The organism is Alteromonas lipotrueae (assembly GCF_019249215.1).
GTDB classification, from domain to species: domain Bacteria; phylum Pseudomonadota; class Gammaproteobacteria; order Enterobacterales; family Alteromonadaceae; genus Alteromonas; species Alteromonas lipotrueae.
This window is the reverse complement of the sequence record NZ_JAESDI010000027.1, coordinates 1-15,440: the sequence shown is the minus strand read 5'-3', so window position 1 is coordinate 15,440 and position 15,440 is coordinate 1. Positions and strand designations below refer to the sequence as shown.

At 41.3% G+C, this 15,440-nt stretch carries 24 protein-coding genes and 1 pseudogene; all 25 read right to left on the bottom strand.

The annotated features are described in order from the left end of the window. Positions 1–374: 374 nt before the first annotated feature. Positions 375–686, bottom strand: a complete 312-nt coding sequence (locus tag JKP82_RS20395; protein ID WP_159531493.1) for a hypothetical protein — start codon at positions 684–686, stop codon at positions 375–377. Between the two features lie 124 nt (positions 687–810). Continuing rightward, positions 811–1,107 carry a type II toxin-antitoxin system RelE/ParE family toxin gene (locus tag JKP82_RS20390; protein WP_218398519.1) on the bottom strand — a complete coding sequence of 99 codons (297 nt, stop codon included), beginning with the start codon at positions 1,105–1,107 and terminating at the stop codon, positions 811–813. 3 nt (positions 1,108–1,110) lie between these two features. Then, the gene (locus tag JKP82_RS20385) at positions 1,111–1,329 is read right to left on the bottom strand and encodes an addiction module protein (protein ID WP_013783722.1); all 219 of its coding nucleotides are present in this window, start codon (positions 1,327–1,329) and stop codon (positions 1,111–1,113) included. Between the two features lie 131 nt (positions 1,330–1,460). Beyond that, complete coding sequence (locus JKP82_RS20380) at positions 1,461–1,733, bottom strand: hypothetical protein (RefSeq protein ID WP_013783723.1); 273 nt, start codon at positions 1,731–1,733, stop codon at positions 1,461–1,463. A 135-nt stretch (positions 1,734–1,868) separates the two neighbouring features. Next, positions 1,869–2,327 carry a nuclear transport factor 2 family protein gene (locus JKP82_RS20375; protein WP_013783724.1) on the bottom strand — a complete coding sequence of 153 codons (459 nt, stop codon included), beginning with the start codon at positions 2,325–2,327 and terminating at the stop codon, positions 1,869–1,871. Positions 2,328–2,459: 132 nt separating this feature from the next. Then, the gene (locus JKP82_RS20370) at positions 2,460–2,870 is read right to left on the bottom strand and encodes a hypothetical protein (RefSeq protein WP_218398517.1); all 411 of its coding nucleotides are present in this window, start codon (positions 2,868–2,870) and stop codon (positions 2,460–2,462) included. 538 nt (positions 2,871–3,408) lie between these two features. Beyond that, positions 3,409–3,705: a hypothetical protein gene (locus JKP82_RS20365; RefSeq protein ID WP_218397951.1), complete on the bottom strand. Its 297-nt coding sequence runs from the start codon at positions 3,703–3,705 to the stop codon at positions 3,409–3,411. Between the two features lie 115 nt (positions 3,706–3,820). Next, positions 3,821–4,249, bottom strand: a complete 429-nt coding sequence (locus JKP82_RS20360; protein ID WP_013783760.1) for a hypothetical protein — start codon at positions 4,247–4,249, stop codon at positions 3,821–3,823. Positions 4,250–4,373: 124 nt separating this feature from the next. After that, positions 4,374–4,886: a hypothetical protein gene (locus tag JKP82_RS20355; RefSeq protein WP_044056438.1), complete on the bottom strand. Its 513-nt coding sequence runs from the start codon at positions 4,884–4,886 to the stop codon at positions 4,374–4,376. Positions 4,887–5,013: 127 nt separating this feature from the next. Next, positions 5,014–5,451, bottom strand: coding sequence for a hypothetical protein (locus JKP82_RS20350; RefSeq protein WP_159528492.1), 438 nt, complete (start codon positions 5,449–5,451; stop codon positions 5,014–5,016). A gap of 134 nt (positions 5,452–5,585) precedes the next feature. Further along, the gene (locus JKP82_RS20345; RefSeq protein WP_218398515.1) at positions 5,586–6,599 is read right to left on the bottom strand and encodes a serine hydrolase domain-containing protein; all 1,014 of its coding nucleotides are present in this window, start codon (positions 6,597–6,599) and stop codon (positions 5,586–5,588) included. 531 nt (positions 6,600–7,130) lie between these two features. Beyond that, entirely contained in the window at positions 7,131–7,418 is a 288-nt protein-coding gene (locus JKP82_RS20340; protein WP_218398513.1) for a hypothetical protein, read from the bottom strand. A gap of 124 nt (positions 7,419–7,542) precedes the next feature. Further along, positions 7,543–7,962, bottom strand: coding sequence for a hypothetical protein (locus tag JKP82_RS20335; protein ID WP_218398511.1), 420 nt, complete (start codon positions 7,960–7,962; stop codon positions 7,543–7,545). 128 nt (positions 7,963–8,090) lie between these two features. After that, on the bottom strand, positions 8,091–8,552 hold the full coding sequence (locus JKP82_RS20330) for a hypothetical protein (protein WP_218398509.1): 462 nt from the start codon (positions 8,550–8,552) through the stop codon (positions 8,091–8,093). A 120-nt stretch (positions 8,553–8,672) separates the two neighbouring features. Then, positions 8,673–9,110, bottom strand: coding sequence for a hypothetical protein (locus JKP82_RS20325; protein WP_126873381.1), 438 nt, complete (start codon positions 9,108–9,110; stop codon positions 8,673–8,675). Positions 9,111–9,251: 141 nt separating this feature from the next. Further along, on the bottom strand, positions 9,252–9,509 hold the full coding sequence (locus JKP82_RS20320) for a hypothetical protein (protein ID WP_218398508.1): 258 nt from the start codon (positions 9,507–9,509) through the stop codon (positions 9,252–9,254). A gap of 143 nt (positions 9,510–9,652) precedes the next feature. Continuing rightward, complete coding sequence (locus JKP82_RS20315; protein WP_218398507.1) at positions 9,653–9,931, bottom strand: putative quinol monooxygenase; 279 nt, start codon at positions 9,929–9,931, stop codon at positions 9,653–9,655. A gap of 132 nt (positions 9,932–10,063) precedes the next feature. Next, positions 10,064–10,534: a hypothetical protein gene (locus JKP82_RS20310; protein ID WP_218398506.1), complete on the bottom strand. Its 471-nt coding sequence runs from the start codon at positions 10,532–10,534 to the stop codon at positions 10,064–10,066. 897 nt (positions 10,535–11,431) lie between these two features. After that, entirely contained in the window at positions 11,432–12,139 is a 708-nt protein-coding gene (locus JKP82_RS20305; RefSeq protein ID WP_126872741.1) for a hypothetical protein, read from the bottom strand. Between the two features lie 119 nt (positions 12,140–12,258). Next, entirely contained in the window at positions 12,259–12,534 is a 276-nt protein-coding gene (locus tag JKP82_RS20300) for a hypothetical protein (protein ID WP_218398505.1), read from the bottom strand. 152 nt (positions 12,535–12,686) lie between these two features. Next, complete coding sequence (locus tag JKP82_RS20295) at positions 12,687–13,049, bottom strand: hypothetical protein (RefSeq protein WP_218398503.1); 363 nt, start codon at positions 13,047–13,049, stop codon at positions 12,687–12,689. Between the two features lie 112 nt (positions 13,050–13,161). Then, complete coding sequence (locus JKP82_RS20290; RefSeq protein ID WP_218398502.1) at positions 13,162–13,593, bottom strand: hypothetical protein; 432 nt, start codon at positions 13,591–13,593, stop codon at positions 13,162–13,164. Between the two features lie 551 nt (positions 13,594–14,144). Continuing rightward, complete coding sequence (locus JKP82_RS20285) at positions 14,145–14,504, bottom strand: DUF2147 domain-containing protein (protein ID WP_138579868.1); 360 nt, start codon at positions 14,502–14,504, stop codon at positions 14,145–14,147. 141 nt (positions 14,505–14,645) lie between these two features. After that, positions 14,646–14,915, bottom strand: a complete 270-nt coding sequence (locus JKP82_RS20945; RefSeq protein WP_131094746.1) for an excalibur calcium-binding domain-containing protein — start codon at positions 14,913–14,915, stop codon at positions 14,646–14,648. Positions 14,916–15,244: 329 nt separating this feature from the next. Continuing rightward, positions 15,245–15,440, bottom strand: a pseudogene (locus JKP82_RS20275) (hypothetical protein); the annotation flags it as partial.

Sequence of the window (15,440 nt, the reverse complement as noted above, 5' to 3'; positions counted from 1 at the left end):
TCAATGGTTAGAGATGGTGTAATGTGGGAAGAAAAAGCGGCTTAATGTTTGAGTTGACACCATAGTCGTTTGTTAGATCCCGTTCTATGGAATTCCTATTTCCCATAATTGTTCCTGACTCAACAGTAGAGGTTCTTTATAAGCGGAAAACCTAATACCAATACAATAGCTGTTTGTTACCAGGATGCCTTTCTTTTTTAACTCAAAAACTGTAATTGCATCTTTGTCATGAAAGTCTTTCCAAGAGTTTAATCGATAAACAGTCCCATCAATAGTGCACTCTTTATCGTTAAATAGTAACTCATCACTTTCAGTGTCTACGTACGTTGAACGAAGTGAGTGAGTTTATTGAGTTGTTAGGCCGTGCTGATAAGTTAGTCATGGCTATTAATAAAACTTTGTAATTCATCTGAGAAGCCATTGATTTGCTTAGCCTCTAGAAGGCCATCTGATTTCATTAATGCAAGTTGCAGCATAGCTTTGGACCTTGCATTGTAATCGAATATGTTGGCGATACGTTTGTCGCTGTTTTCCATCAATTTATACAAATAAAGATATTTTGCATGATCTGAAAGTTCGGGATTATCGATTCCTTTACGCACATCCTCCAAAACTTGCTGGCAGCATTTATCTAATGCATCTGCCTTAACTCGTTTGAAGTGTTTCCAATCTGCCTCTGAAATCATGTTTTACCTCTATAGGCCTAACTTTAAGCTAAGGGGCGCTAGCATGTGGGCTATAATCCGAACGAAGTGAGTCAGCCCACATGTTAGCGTCCCATCGACCGGAGGGAGCGGCTTGAGCGTTTTGTTAGCCGCGTTCGTGCCAATACCCTGGTTTTCGGTGGTTGTGCATAATAGCTACCACACTAATTTCCCTGTTTTCGATAATTTTATAAATAATAGAGTATGGGAACCTGCTTAAGACAAAGCGTCGATGAGTTTGCCCCATTTTTGTCCATGCCGATGGCAAAGAGCTAACTGAATCGATGGCTTCCTTGAGTTCTTGGGTAAATTCGTGACCCAACCCCAGTGACTGCTTTTGATACCAATCAAACGACTCTTTTATTTCCCTTTTAACCTCTGGGTGAAAGGAAACAGGCAGCATCTTTTAATTTAGATCCTTTTCTATCTCTTCCCAACTAATGCTTTTTACCGCACCAGACTCTAGCTCTGCGCTGCGAGCTTCTGCAAGTTTTACCCACTCAGATTCCACATCGCTATCAATCTTAGTATCCATAGCCGTTAAAAGACAGTGGGCAGCAAGAGCTTTCTCTTTAGTACTGAGTTGCTCGATATTTTCAAGCATCACTTTTAATGCATCAGACATAAAATAACTCCCATTGAGTATGATTTGATATTACCACTAAAAAAGAGAAGTGAAAGGCTGGATTTACAAGTAGCGGCTAGCGTCCCAACGAGCAAAGCGAGAACCTTAAGTGGTTTGTTATATTGCTTCGCTTAAACGTCCTCAATCCAAATAGTGCCGAATTTTTCAGTAAGCTGCTCAATTAAAAAACCTAAAAATTCAAAGTAATCTCCTGAACGATGAGTATAAAAGCCGCAATCTGTAACTACTATCTCAAAGATCATTCTTTTTCCTTGCATTGAACGGACAATCCATTTTTCTGTGCGTTTTTCAAATTGTAGTTCTGAGCAAAGATCATCTAGGAATAGCGATGCTTGCTCTTTAGTCACTTTATCCTGAAGTTTAATATGTTGAGTTAAACCCAAATTTGCCTCCTTGCAATATAACTGCCCACTAAGGGGCGATAACACATGGACTAAAATCCGAGCGAAGCGAGCCAGCCCACGAGTTAGCGTCCCAGCGATCGAAGGGAGTGCCAACAGCGTTTTGTTATACACACATTAACCGTGATGCCTGCGAATATACGTAATCAACTTATCATCATTGAATTCTAAGGTTACTATATTTACTGAGCTGTAGGTTATATCTTTGTCTAAATGATTTGGTCTGACTTTTCCTGACTCAGTCATTTTAATAATGGCAACATTTCCCCCAGTCATTATTTCGTTTATAACTATTGAACTGTAGTAAATCTTGTCACTCATTTTGGCAATCATACCTTCACGTAAAGCGGACTTTTCCGTAATCGTTACTTTAAACTTCACATGTTCATCGACGAATTCGTCTGCAATTAAATTAATAAAGGCATCAATATCCTGAGTTGTAGTTTCAGGTTGCTGTCGAGCATTTTTGGCTTCCACAAACTTTGTCGCTAGTTGCTCCAGTTCTCCCTCTGAGAGAGCAGCATTGGCAGTAAACGATAGAGGTAAAAAGACAAATAAAAGTAAGAGCTTATACATAATCTTCCTTGTGTGTATAACGCTTTGCATAAAGGGCAGCTACTTGTTGGCTAAACTTGCGCGAAGCGCGAGCCAGCGAGTAGGTGTCCCCACGAACGCAGTGAGGTTTGATGCATTTGTTAGGTGCCATGGCTATAAATAACCTTTCCACCCTGCATCTCTGAACTCTTGTAGATAACTTTCTCTCTGCGACGATGGTAATTCATTTGCAAACTCAACGACATCTTTGGCTTTAGAGCGCATGTTTAAGTCCTTTTCGATTACTGGGTCGTTGGGGTACCCCAGACCAATTCCAAAATCATCTCTCGATATCCCTCCAGTGTTTACTATGTAAAGAGGAGGCTTTAGTTTCAACACTTTATTAAATTCAATCAAATCTAAAACAAGCTTTTTAACAGTTGAAAGTAAGTAAGAATTGTATTTCAGGCATTCTTCAATGCCACCTTCTTCACCTTTAGGTTCAACTCGCCATCTTATGTCTAGCTCACTTGCCTCAACAAGAGCAATTATTTCTTCAATCATCAAAGAATCTTCGTTTCTCATGTTTGGCACCTAACACTAAGCTAAGGGGCAAAAGCACAATGCGAAAATGGCGAAGCCGCATTGTGTTTTTGTCCCAGCGACCCGCGCAACGGGTTGCGACTTGAGCGTTTGTTAGAAGCAGAGCCTGCACCTTTGGCCTTATTAAAAACTAATAAAGCCAGCATACGATTGATTGTTAAAGCAAACAAGTAAAATGCCAATGGAGTAATGTTGGTGATTTGACTGGAGCAAGCCGCCATTTGAGCTACCAAGTGCAATGGTGCTTGCTGGATGAAAATGAGAACTTGGCGGTAAAGCGCCTATTGCGCAACCTTTGAATTTAAAGTGGCGAAGTTAAAACCACCGAAAGCCAGGGCGATGTTGGGAACAACAGGTGAGGGCGGTTGAACTGTTATTTTTATACAGCCAAACGCAGTTTAGGCTGACGCCTTCTAACTTTTAAATAAGGGGCGCAGACGTGTGGGCTACAATGCGAAGCAGCCCACGTGTATGCGTCCCAGCGAACGAAGTGAGTGACTTAATTTTTTTGTTAGGTAACTTAGCGTCCATATCCATCTATGCTCTTTATTACCAACTTGCCTACATTAGCTTTTTTACACTGATCTACTACAGATACAATTACTGTTGGAACGGTATCGTTGTCGTACAGAACTAATACGTTCTTAGGGGATTGTTGCTCAATGTGTGCTATTAACTCTTTAGCGGTTTTAAACTCACTGTTTTTAAAACCAAACTTACCAGCAGCGATGATGATTGAAGTGCCGCCGTTTTTAGCCCATTCTTCGTCTTCTAACGAGTGGTACTTTATTGCTAAATCTATTGAACTCAAATCCATCTGTTACCTAACACCTAAATATGGGGCACAAACAGGCAGGCTATAATGGCGAAGCCGCCTGCCTGTTTGTGTCCCAGCCCGCCTGCGGGCGACATGATTTTTTTGTTAGGTGCGTTCATAAATCTTCTAGTATTTGTCTGACTTTTTCATAATTTGGCGGAAAGTCACACCCACCAGATGAATACATATTAAGCGTGTCGGACTTTACGTAAAGCGTGAATGATAACCCGTCGCAAATTAATGAGACATCACTTGCGGGATATTCAGATTTCCACTCGCCAACTCCCAACTCTACTAGTTGGTTAATAAGCTTTGTTTGGTCGTCTGAATTCAAAGTCTTTATCTTTAACGCTGGGATTTTTGGCACCCATTTACCTTCATCATTTAGTTTGAAATGATCATCGATGTAAACGTATTGTGCCTCATTTATATAAAATTCGTGCCGATACTGGTTCAGAAAGTGAGATTCTCTAAATACCAGATGCAGTTCCCCCGCAGCTACCGGCCAGGAAAATATAAACAGTACGAAAAATCTAAAACTCACAATTCAGCACCTAACTTCCAAATATGGGGCGCAAACACGTGTGCAATAATGGCGAAGCCGCGCACGTGTTTGCGTCCCAGCGAGCGGTAGCGAGTGACATAATTTGTTTGTTATAAACCACTGTTTAAATAGCCTTGCGCATTTTATCTATTAACTCAAGGCATGCCTGATAAAGCAAGATTTCCATGTCCTCATTATGGTAAAGAGGTCCCCAACGGAATAGTCCTTTGAGGCTAAATTGCTTTGCAATGAATTCGCGCCATGTCACAGATTTAGAAACACTGAAGGTTTTAACTGTCTTGCCGTGTTTAATATTATATAGGCGTGAAACCAACTTGATTTTTGGGCGCCAAAATATTGGTATGCCAGACGTTCCAAGGTTTACGGTGAAAGCCTCGCCACCATGCAGCGTAACTATAACGACATCCAAGGCAATGTCAGATTTCTTGGGCTCAGTAATGTTAGAAATACTATGGAGGCAAAAGATCTCTTCGAGTTTTTTGCGCATATGATCTTGCAGTGAATTTCCAGTTATAGAAAAGAACGACTCTATTTTAGATAGGTTGCTGTCATTAACTACAGCCAATGAACCCAAGTATACATTTGGCTTTTCAGAGCTGAACCAATCGAAGAGCAAATTCAAATTCCTTTTGGCTTATAACTTTTAAATAAGGGGCGCAGGCATGTGGGGCATAATGGCGAAGCCGCCCCGCATGTATGCGTCCCAGTGACCAACGGGAACGACTTTATTTTTTTGTTATACGTCATTGGCGTAAAACATCTACGGTTGCTTTGTGAAATGTATCCGCTGGGTATAGCTTAGTCTTGCATGAAGTTAACATATGGATACTTTCTTCATTTGAGCTTACAGATGGAATTTTTGCTTCACATTGCCCCATAAATTCGCCGTCTGTGTTAAATAGGCTGAATCTTAAACTAAGCCCGAAAGCATTGGGAGTTAGGCCCAAATTAATCATTTTGGTTGTTAGTAGGATCTCATTGTCTACTACTTGAGAATTTACTAATTCAAGACTTAGAGAATCTACAAATGTATCCATATCCTCTTTAACGAGTTCACGCATGGAATACTTATAAGTCTGTTCTATTTTTATGTGTCCAACAATGAAGTAGGTTGCTAAAACCAGTACAACGGCAACAGCAAATCCGGTGCCCCAGAAAAAACCATCCAATATCTTTCGCAATCTTTAAATTCCTTTTGACGTATAACTTTGAGCTAAGGGGCACAAACGTGGCGCGCAAAATGCCGCAAGGCGCGCCATGTTTGTGTCCCAGTGAGTCCGCTTTTGGGCGAACGACTTAAGCATTTTGTTAGCATTCAATCCGCTAACGCTGCTAGACGCTCCACAATTTTTTCTTTTATTTTATACAACGTGGATTTATTTCCATCGCTAGACATTATGATTATGACCAAATCATTTTCGAAGTCGTGAAATTTTAATGTGTGATGAGACGGATTAGAGCCATCATGTTTCCATCTGAGCAGAGTACCCATACTGTCCTTAGAAAACGAACCGAAATCATACAGAGCGCGATTGTTTTGACCAGATAACTCATCACCGTCCAGTTTGGTTTGAACATCTGCAAACGGGATTAATAAGTTTGATGTAAGGGCGTTTTCAAATTTCATTAAGTCTATCGGTGTAACGTAAACTGTTACTCCGTTGAGATAAGTTGGGTAATCGCCTACAACCTTTTTGGTTGAAGTGTCTTTTTGAGTTAGTTGTTGATAAGAGTCTTTAATTTTCGCAGGCTCGAAAATGTTGTCGTACATGAATGCTGAAAATGGCACCTCAGTTAAAGCTTCTATAACCAATGCGCGGGTAACAACGTTTAAATTTGAATATTGGTAACCGTTTCCTGGTTCGAACAAACCTTCGCTGTTTAATATTTGTTTAATCGCATCGGTTGTTGATATATTTTTTTTCCATTTAATTTTAGGGAAACCCGATGTGTGGTTGAGAATTTGGTGAATTGTTACATTCTTTGCCCACTCAGGAAGCTCAGTTAAGAATTTTGAAACCTTATCCTCGTAGGATAATAGGCCTTGGTCTTCCAGCATCATAATGCCAACAGTAGTAAACTCTTTTCCAACAGAACCGGGACTAAAAAGATGTTGACGAGTTAGCACGGTAGTCTTTTCGCTATCCGCGAATCCTAAATACTCCTCAACAATAAGTTTTTCTTGATGGCTAACTAAGATTGCTCCATTGAAGCCTGATTCATCGACATATTTATAAATTTCACTGAGATCTTTTTCGTTCCAATCACTACTTGCAAATAGTTGTGTTGAGAAACTTAACAAAAGCAGAAACTTTAGGTATGACTTCATAGGTTTCCTTTAAATGCTAACTTTAAGCTAAGCGGCGCAGTTGCGTGGGGCATAATGGCGAAGCCGCCCCGCGTAAATGCGTCCGAACGACCGAAGGGAGTGACTTGAGCGCTTTGTTAGAAGCAGAGCCTGTTCCCTTGGCCTATTTAAAAACTAATAAAGCCAGCATACGATTGATTGTTAAAGCAAACAAGTAAAATGCCAATGGAGTAATGTTGGTGATTTGACTGGAGCAAGCCGCCATTTGAGCTACCAAGTGCAATGGTGCTTGCTGGATGAAAATGAGAACTTGGCGGTAAAGCGCCTATTGCGCAACCTTTGAATTTTAAGCGGCGAAGTTAAAACCACCGAAAGCCAGGGCGATGTTGGGAACAACAGGTGAGGGTGGTTGAATTAGTATTTTTATAAAGCCAAACGTAGTTTAGGCTGCCGCCTTCTAACACTTAGCTAAGGGGCACAAATATGGCGCTATAATGCCGAAGGCGCGCCATGTTTGTGTCCCTCTTGAGCGCCTTGTTATGTGCGTGCTTTCTATGAAACATTTACGATAATCCCCTTCGCGACTTGAAGGTCTAGTATACGGAGAGAAAATTCCAAACCTTCAGTAAAAGATGACTTAGTTTCTCCCTCGTAAAACCCTAATAATACTTCAGTGGTATCCCCGTCATAGTATTCTTTATCGTCTAAAAAACTAAGGTAGCAGGGCAAATCTTTGCGGTCGGTGGTGTCCATGCGCATCCAGACTTGTTTACCAAAATACCTATAGCCATGGGGTGGCCTTGGTATTTTTAAGAAGGTTATTTTGGCAATGATATTCAATTCTAATCCTTTAGCACATAACACCCCGCATAACGGGCAATAACACGTAGGCTACAATTGGAGCGAAGCGACTGAGCCTGCGTGTTATTGTCCCAGCGAGCCCGTGAGCGAGTTTATGCGTTTGTTATACGTTTTTAAGCCAACCATTTTGAGATGCTATTACAACTACTGCATCACTAATTAATTGATTTGCGAATTTATTATTGTTCTCAACCGCTGGACCGATAATTTCAAATTGCTTGTTTAATTTACGTGTAAGTTCTTCGCTATGAATTTTTAAATTTCGATTATCACTAATATCAATTGCCAGTCGCCCTTGCTCGTCGAGTGCCAATAGAAAATCTGAAGAAGTAGCGCGTTTATTTTGAAAAGAAGCTTTTTGCCATTCTAATGCAGTGGAAAAGTGGAGTTCACCGTCATGCAGCCATGTTTCTTCTGTTTCGCCTCTTTCCCTGAACTGCTGACTTGCTACATTCGCCAAATCTTCAGGTGAAGGGGCGCATGCGCACAGGCCTAGTAACAAAATTAAAAGTATTGGTTTCATAAATCATCCTTGTAAAACGTATAACGCCCAACTTTGGGGCACAAATACATGGGCTATAATTAGGAACGAAGTGACGCAGCCCATGTGTTTGTGTCCCAGCGAACGCAGTGAGCGCCAACAGTTGTTTGTTAGGCCTTTGGCTCACCTTTTTTACCCAATGCAAGTGGATTTTTGACAAATCCAAATATTAGCAACCCTGCTAATATAATACTTTTAGCAACCTCAATACTAAAAGTAATGGGATTACTGTCGTAACTAATAGTACCCAATCGCCTTGCGTAAGTTGTACCTTCCATAAATATTTCATGAAGATCAGAGGCAGGCAAATAAAACAAAACTATGCACCAAACTCGGATTATGAAATGAATAATTTTGGAGTCTGTTTTCGTTAAAATATTGGGCACCTTTTCCACTGGTTTTTTTACTGATTTTTGCACGTTTGTGGTTTCGGGATTACCTACACCTCTTTGAGCTAGTTCTGATTGTATGTCAGCAAGTCTTTCAGGGAATTGGTGTTTATCAATTGACTCTCTTGCTTCATTAAGTTCGGCTACTGAGTAACTTGAATAATCTGGCTTTAAATCTGACATACTTAAATGAGGCCTAACGCCCCGCATAACGGGCAATAACACGTAGGCTAAAATTGGAGCAAAGCGACTGAGCCTACGTGTTATTGTCCCAGCGAGCTCGCGAGCGAGTTTATGCGTTTGTTAGCTTTCATTTCCTACCGATGCTGAAAAATAGAATGTGTTACCGGCAACGAAGCCGACCAGCGCAAACGCAATTAGTCTCTCAAAGCCATGTAAATAACCTGAAAGAGTTACACTCCCATTTTCTGCCAACACTATTCCATTTACAACAGAGCGTTCATGCATGTGTGGAAATACAAAGAATGACGAGACCAAGACTACAGCGACTACTGCGGCCAAAACAACAGATTTATAGTTGAATCCAAGCCATGACGTAAAAATAAGATAAATAGGTAATGCTGAAAACGGCACCAATATACCAACAATCAATAACGTCCAGACGAAGATACCTAGAGGGATTGGCACAAATTTCATCTCTATGGCCATTGGAGCAAAGAATGCGACCACGACCGTTGCGAATAAAAAACCGAATGCTGTTTTGAAATGCTTAATTTTCATTGAAAGCTAACTTCCGTTTAAGGGGCACAAACAGATGGGCAATAATGCGAAGCAGCCCATCTGTTTGTGTCCCAGCCAGCGCCAGCTGGCGACTTAAAACGTTTGTTATGTGCCATGCTAATACTTCCTTGTTGTTTTATATTAAGGATCAAGGTGATTGGTGCAACCTCTGTCATCTTTACCGAAGTTTTTAAAGTTACTTAGCTTCCCTTTGACTTCGTCGCTATCTTTGTTGAGTAGGTAAATTCCAATAGCAGCTAGTAATGGGATTAACCATACAATAACTATTTGAGCCACCTTTTGAAAAGTCTCTAGATCATTTCTGCTAGCAACAAAAATTGAGACACAAACGTTTAGAATGGCAGCCGCTCCAATAAAGATAATTAAAAGATCAGACATTCTATGATGTCCTCCTGACACATAACTTCCGTTTAAGGGGCACAAACGCATGGGTTATAATGCGAAGCAACCCATGTGTTTGTGTCCCAGTGTGCGTCAGCGCACGCCTTGAAACGTTTGTTATACGTTACCACTGAGTTTTTTTAAACCTCTTTAATGGCATAGTGACGTACTGCATTTTTTGAGGCAATTCCCCAATCGGAGTTTGATACTCTTTTTTGATGTTTTTCGAAAGCTTCCTTGTTAATGAACTCTTCGTAGACGTCAAAAATATTGGGCTCATGTATTCTTTGAGTAACTTTAAATACTAAGCATCCATCCTCTTGTTGAGTTAGCTCAATATGTTTGGATAGCGCAGATTTGACTAATGTGATTTGGTCACTCGGTACATCAATGTACCCTGATAATACGGTTTTCTTCAAACTGACTTCCTTTTCAACAACGTATAACTTTAAGCTAACGGGCAATAACGGAATGGCAAAATATGCGCAGCATGCCATTGCGTTATTGTCCCAGCGAACGCAGTGAGCGAGTTTAGCGCCTTGTTATATGCCCTACTTGCCATGAAAAGCATATTTCGCTCTTTTTATGATTGCTTCGTACTGGCTTTCTGAAATTTTACTTGCAAGAAGTTGCTCTTCTGCCTGCGTTATTTTTAGATGATACTCGTTTTCCAAATCTGCAACGATATAACCATAGAGCACCTCATCTATTTCGTTTGACCAAAATGCAGACCACGCCAGCTTTTTATCCCACGGCATGCCAGACGAATGAGCTGGGTAAGTGTAGTCTTTTTCTATAACAGACGAATCGGATACGCTTTTCACAATATCGCCTTCCGAAATGGCTAATTCGTAACAATAGTTAAGCACCCAATCTACAGAGTGTGTTACGCCAATGGGGTGCCAATCAAAACCCGCAGTACATTCGCCTACTTTCTCCCCATCTTGACCATAAAGGTCTAGATAGCCGCCTGCGCACCCAGACAAAAACCAAACACAACTTAATACAGTTATAAATTTCATCAATCTTCCTTGGGCATATAACATTTAAGTTAAACGGCACGCTTGCCGAGCAAGAGAAACCCGCCGCTGGTATTCGTGTCCGTTTGAACGTTTTGTTATACGAGCACGAGAATCGATGTAAGGCCTTTTACTGAGTTAATTCCGTGTACCTAGCAAATTTTCCCTGTTACTCAGCCGCCGCGCGAGCAGTCTCTCGCAGTTTGAATGCTACACTTTTAGCGTAAGCGAAGCCTTTATCAAGCCGCGTCTTATACGGCTTCGCTTACGCTAAAAGCGTGACATAAAAGCTCAAACGTTACTACTGACCCTTGGGCCTGTTTACGCAGTTTACTACGAGTCAGGTGACCCTGGGAACCTGAATGCTCGTGCCGTATAACTTTTAAATAAGGGGCGCAGGCATGTGGGGCATAATGGCGCAGCCGCCCCGCATGTATGCGTCCCAGCGACCGAAGGGAGTGGCTTAAGCGCTTTGTTAGAAGCAGAGCCTGCACCTTTGGCTTTATTAAAAACTAATAAAGCCAGCATACGATTGATTATTAACACAAACAAGTAAAACGACAGCTCAGTGACGTAGGTGATTTGACTGAAGCGAACCGCCCTATGAATTACCAAGTGCAATGGCGCTTGCTAAATTGAATTGAGAACTTGGCGATAAAGCGCCTATTGCGCAACCTTTTAAGTAAGCGCGGTGACATTAAAACTACCAATGCTTTGGCGATGATTGAAACAGCAGGTGAGGCCAGTTGAACTGTTATTCGTATTAAGCCAAACGCAGTTTAGGCTGACGCCTTCTAACACCCGCATAACGGGCAATAACACGTAGGCTAAAATTGGAGCGAAGCGACTGAGCCTACGTGTTATTGTCCCAGCGCGCTTGCGAGCGAGTTAATGCGCTTGTTAGGTCTGTTGCCCGTTGAGTGTGTCCAGTGTTGAGCCAAATGACGGGTTAAATGTACGAGCATAACCCAATTCTACGACATCAATTTCTTTGGTTGCCACATGTGCTTTATCATTGGCATCAACGACTGCTATTTTAATCTTCGTTTTGCCATTTTTTTCTTTAGGATAACTTGCTCCCCAGCATTCTTGCTGTTCGAAGTAGATCACACCATTAACAACTCTGCCTTCGGTTAGGTAGGTATTTGCTGCTATTCCAGTCAGAGAGTTTCCTTGGAGCAAAAAAGGGAATACTTTAATCTTGTCCCCGATCTCGCAATGAAAATCCTCTAATGCTGCAGTTTGAAAGTCTAGCCAAAACCAGCCCAACCTATATTTAAACCACTCTTTGCGGAATGGTTTTATATCCCAATGGTATCCGACCTTAACATATTTAATTTCAGAAGGAGCGCTTCCAATATTTGCAACGCTTAAATACAGAGCAATGGCTGTTTTATGTGTTGGTATTCCGTTGTCTAAGTGTCCTGTAATAGTCGTTGTTGTGAACGTTGGGCCAGGTATTAGCGATAATTTGAACCTTGGCTTTTTCTGAAGAGCGCGAAATATTCCGCTAATCCATCCGAATAGAAGTGTTAAAAGGAATATTATGACGGCTAAAACGCCTTGGTTACCGTTTAACCATTTCAGAGACGAAGTGTAAAATTCCATTTTGAAGACCTAACTTTTCAATAACGGGCGCAGGCGCGTGGGGCATACTGGCGAAGCCGCCCCGCGTGTATGCGTCCCAGCGAACGCAGTGAGCGAGTTAATTGAGTTGTTATGTGCCTTCATTTTTTAAACAACCACTTTAGGAAGCCTTTTTTACTTGGTTCCTTTGATTTCTCAGGCACTTCAGATAGTTTTGCAAATTCTGGAACCAGCCATTTTGAACCGTAATTGGTGAATTCAATATTAATAGTAATTTCACCACTTTCCCATTCTGCAATCCCAATAATTTCACCTTCTCCAAACATTGGATGTGAAACCAGTTTTCCGGCGCGCACAACACCAATGCCTTCAACCTCTGTTTCTTGGATGGGCTTACTCCGTTTTATAATCCCCAAATGAAAACCCCTGTTCAATTACCATTGGCACATAACACCCCACTAAGGGGCGATAATACATGGGCTAAATTTAGGAACGAAGTGACGCAGCCCATGTGTTAGCGTCCCAGCGAGCGAAGCGAGAGCCTTGAGTGGTTTGTTATACATCCGAACTAAAGCCCACGTTGCCACCGCTTTGGGTAGATACCTTTGAATACGATATTAATAAGTTCTTCTCTGTCGATATATCCTTTTTTGCATTTAATGCCATAGTAAATGAAGGCAAATAAAGCACAAAACGTGTAAAGCGATAAACTTAGGGTTAAGAAGCATAATGTGAACACTACCAATACGGTATCTCCGTCGTAGCTACGGATTGGTATATCTGACTCGATACCAAAGCTTGAAGCAATAAAGAAAAATAACGGGTATGCAACTGCAAATCCAAATAAGCAACCAACACCGCCAACTTTCGCAGACTGCGAATAAAAGTAAGGCTTCAATCTTCTTTGACTGTTAATCGCTCGAATTAGCACAACACTTTTCCTAGGATGTATAACGCCCCACTAAGGGGCTAATAAATAGTTGGCTAAAATAGCGAACGAAGTGAGACTAGCCAACTGTTTTTAGTCCCGCTTGAGTGGCTTGTTAGCAGTGCATTACGCAAATGCTAGAATTTTCATTTAGATAACCGTAACCATCAATGTTCACTGTTTTAGATACTAAACCATATACCGGAATTGATGTTACTACGATAGGAAAATTAAGCTTAGTTAAATCAGCTTTACTTGGTTTAGAAATACCGAACCAAAAATTTACAGCTTTACCTTTTACGAACATGCATGGTTGAGAGTATTCAATTTCAGTTAAACCATAATTTATAAAACCTACATACTCGGAACCATCTGCATCAATAAATTGGGCTTTGACGATAATGTTTGAGTTAGGATCTAACGCATCACTTTCATTTGCAGGGGCGATCATTGTTTCATCGAAACTATCGTCTTTCCACATAGGAAATTGCCAAACGGAATGATCTGATAAGTCTTGAAGAGTGATATCCCAGATTTGCTTGCTCATAACTTCCCTGTACTGCTAACTTCCAAATATGGGGCGCAAACACGTGTGCAATAATGGCGAAGCCGCGCACGTGTATGCGTCCCAGCGAGCGGCAGCGAGTGACATAATTTGTTTGTTATATGCCAGTTGCACTAATGAGGCCCACCGTATTGAATTACATAATAAAAATACACTAAAAAACTAGTTAGGGTAATTGTAGGTGCAAGAAATAAAGCCCATTTTTGTTTTGTACTGAAATTTAGAAACGATATTAATGCGATAGCTAAAACACCGATAAAAGCGAACGGCATAACGACTAGAGATGCAAAATACCCAAAAATGGCTGCAACGGTGTCGCCGGTATATACGAAGTGAAAATAACAAAGAATGTGAGTGATAAAACAGACAGTTAAGACAACTGCCCAAAACTTCCTTTTACTCATATTATTCCTTTGGCATATAACTTTTAAATAAGGGGCGCAGGCACGCAGGGCATAATGGCGAAGCCGCCCCGCGTGTATGCGTCCCAGCCCGCGCAGCGGGCGAGCTTGATTTTTTTGTTATACACAAGGCTACTCCTTAATAAGTTTAAGCACTTCACTGTTTTCGGAGTCGAAGACAGATAGCGATGTGTCATTTAACTTGATTGTGACGAATACATATTTGTCTTTGTAGCCATTGTACATTTCCCCAACCCACTCAGCTTCTGTTGATTGAACAATATTTTTGATGATTGTGAGGCCAGAGTTTTGTTTATGAGTCTGGTGTTCTTTAACACTTGCTACACCAGTTGTTAAATTGAATTCGATTAGAGCTGGTTTTGTTGCATGCTTCCAAACGCCTTCTATTGTTGATGAAGCAAATGCACTTATCGTTACTAAATAGGTGCCTATGAAAACAGAAAATAGAAGAGACGTTTTGGTTTTATTCACTTTAATTTTCCTGATTTTGCGCATTGTGTATAACTTTCCAATAACGGGCGCAGGCACGTAGGGTATAATGGAGAAGCCGCCCTGCGTGTATGCGTCCCAGCGAACGAAGTGAGTGTGTTGATTGGGTTGTTATGTACGTTGCTAAAACTGCCTTTCACATGGTATTCCGTCATTGTCGCCATCCATTTTTGTATTTGGGCAGTTTTCTAAGAAAAATTTTGCTTCTTCATAAGATGTCATTTGACTGCAATGTTGTCTACCATCACAACGAAATGAAAAGCGGTCTGCTTGAATTAGAGTTTCTTGTGTAGGCAAGGCAGGTTGTGGCAATACTTCCACGTTTTGATCGTTCTTGGAATAAATAAAGACTCCAATTAGAACGGCTAAAAGTAGTAATAATTTTTTTGACATCTAAATTTCTTCCCTGAGTACATAACTTTAAGCTAAGGGGCGCTAGCGCGTGGGCTAAAATCCGAACGAAGTGAGTCAGCCCGCGTGTTAGCGTCCCAGCGACCGAAGGGAGTGAACTTGAGCGTTTTGTTAGAAGCAGAGCCTGTTCCCTTGGCATTTTTAAAAACTAATAAAGCCAGCATACGATTGATTATTAATACAAACAAGTAAAACGACAGCGCAGTGATGGTATTGATTTGACTGAAGCAAGCTGCCATTCGAGCCGACAAACGCAATGGCGCTTACTGACTCAAAATAAGAACTTGGCTATAAAGCGCCTATTGCGCAACCTATGAAGTTGAAGCGGCGAAGTGAAAACCACCAAAAGCCAGAGCGATTTTTGAAACAGCAGGTGAGGGCGGTTGGACTGATATTTTATAAAGTAAAGTGCAGTTTAGGCTGACGCCTTCTAACTTTAAGCTAAGGGGCGCAGATGCGTGGGGCATAATGGCGAAGCCGCCCCGCGTATAGGCGTCCCAGCGACCG

Coding starts and splice junctions, on each gene's coding strand:
- JKP82_RS20395 (WP_159531493.1), bottom strand. CDS start 686: ATGATTTCAGAGGCAGATTGGAAACACTTCAAACGAGTTAAGGCAGAT.
- JKP82_RS20390 (WP_218398519.1), bottom strand. CDS start 1,107: ATGCTGCCTGTTTCCTTTCACCCAGAGGTTAAAAGGGAAATAAAAGAG.
- JKP82_RS20385 (WP_013783722.1), bottom strand. CDS start 1,329: ATGTCTGATGCATTAAAAGTGATGCTTGAAAATATCGAGCAACTCAGT.
- JKP82_RS20375 (WP_013783724.1), bottom strand. CDS start 2,327: ATGTATAAGCTCTTACTTTTATTTGTCTTTTTACCTCTATCGTTTACT.
- JKP82_RS20370 (WP_218398517.1), bottom strand. CDS start 2,870: ATGAGAAACGAAGATTCTTTGATGATTGAAGAAATAATTGCTCTTGTT.
- JKP82_RS20365 (WP_218397951.1), bottom strand. CDS start 3,705: ATGGATTTGAGTTCAATAGATTTAGCAATAAAGTACCACTCGTTAGAA.
- JKP82_RS20345 (WP_218398515.1), bottom strand. CDS start 6,599: ATGAAGTCATACCTAAAGTTTCTGCTTTTGTTAAGTTTCTCAACACAA.
- JKP82_RS20335 (WP_218398511.1), bottom strand. CDS start 7,962: ATGAAACCAATACTTTTAATTTTGTTACTAGGCCTGTGCGCATGCGCC.
- JKP82_RS20330 (WP_218398509.1), bottom strand. CDS start 8,552: ATGTCAGATTTAAAGCCAGATTATTCAAGTTACTCAGTAGCCGAACTT.
- JKP82_RS20325 (WP_126873381.1), bottom strand. CDS start 9,110: ATGAAAATTAAGCATTTCAAAACAGCATTCGGTTTTTTATTCGCAACG.
- JKP82_RS20320 (WP_218398508.1), bottom strand. CDS start 9,509: ATGTCTGATCTTTTAATTATCTTTATTGGAGCGGCTGCCATTCTAAAC.
- JKP82_RS20310 (WP_218398506.1), bottom strand. CDS start 10,534: ATGAAATTTATAACTGTATTAAGTTGTGTTTGGTTTTTGTCTGGGTGC.
- JKP82_RS20305 (WP_126872741.1), bottom strand. CDS start 12,139: ATGGAATTTTACACTTCGTCTCTGAAATGGTTAAACGGTAACCAAGGC.
- JKP82_RS20290 (WP_218398502.1), bottom strand. CDS start 13,593: ATGAGCAAGCAAATCTGGGATATCACTCTTCAAGACTTATCAGATCAT.
- JKP82_RS20945 (WP_131094746.1), bottom strand. CDS start 14,915: ATGTCAAAAAAATTATTACTACTTTTAGCCGTTCTAATTGGAGTCTTT.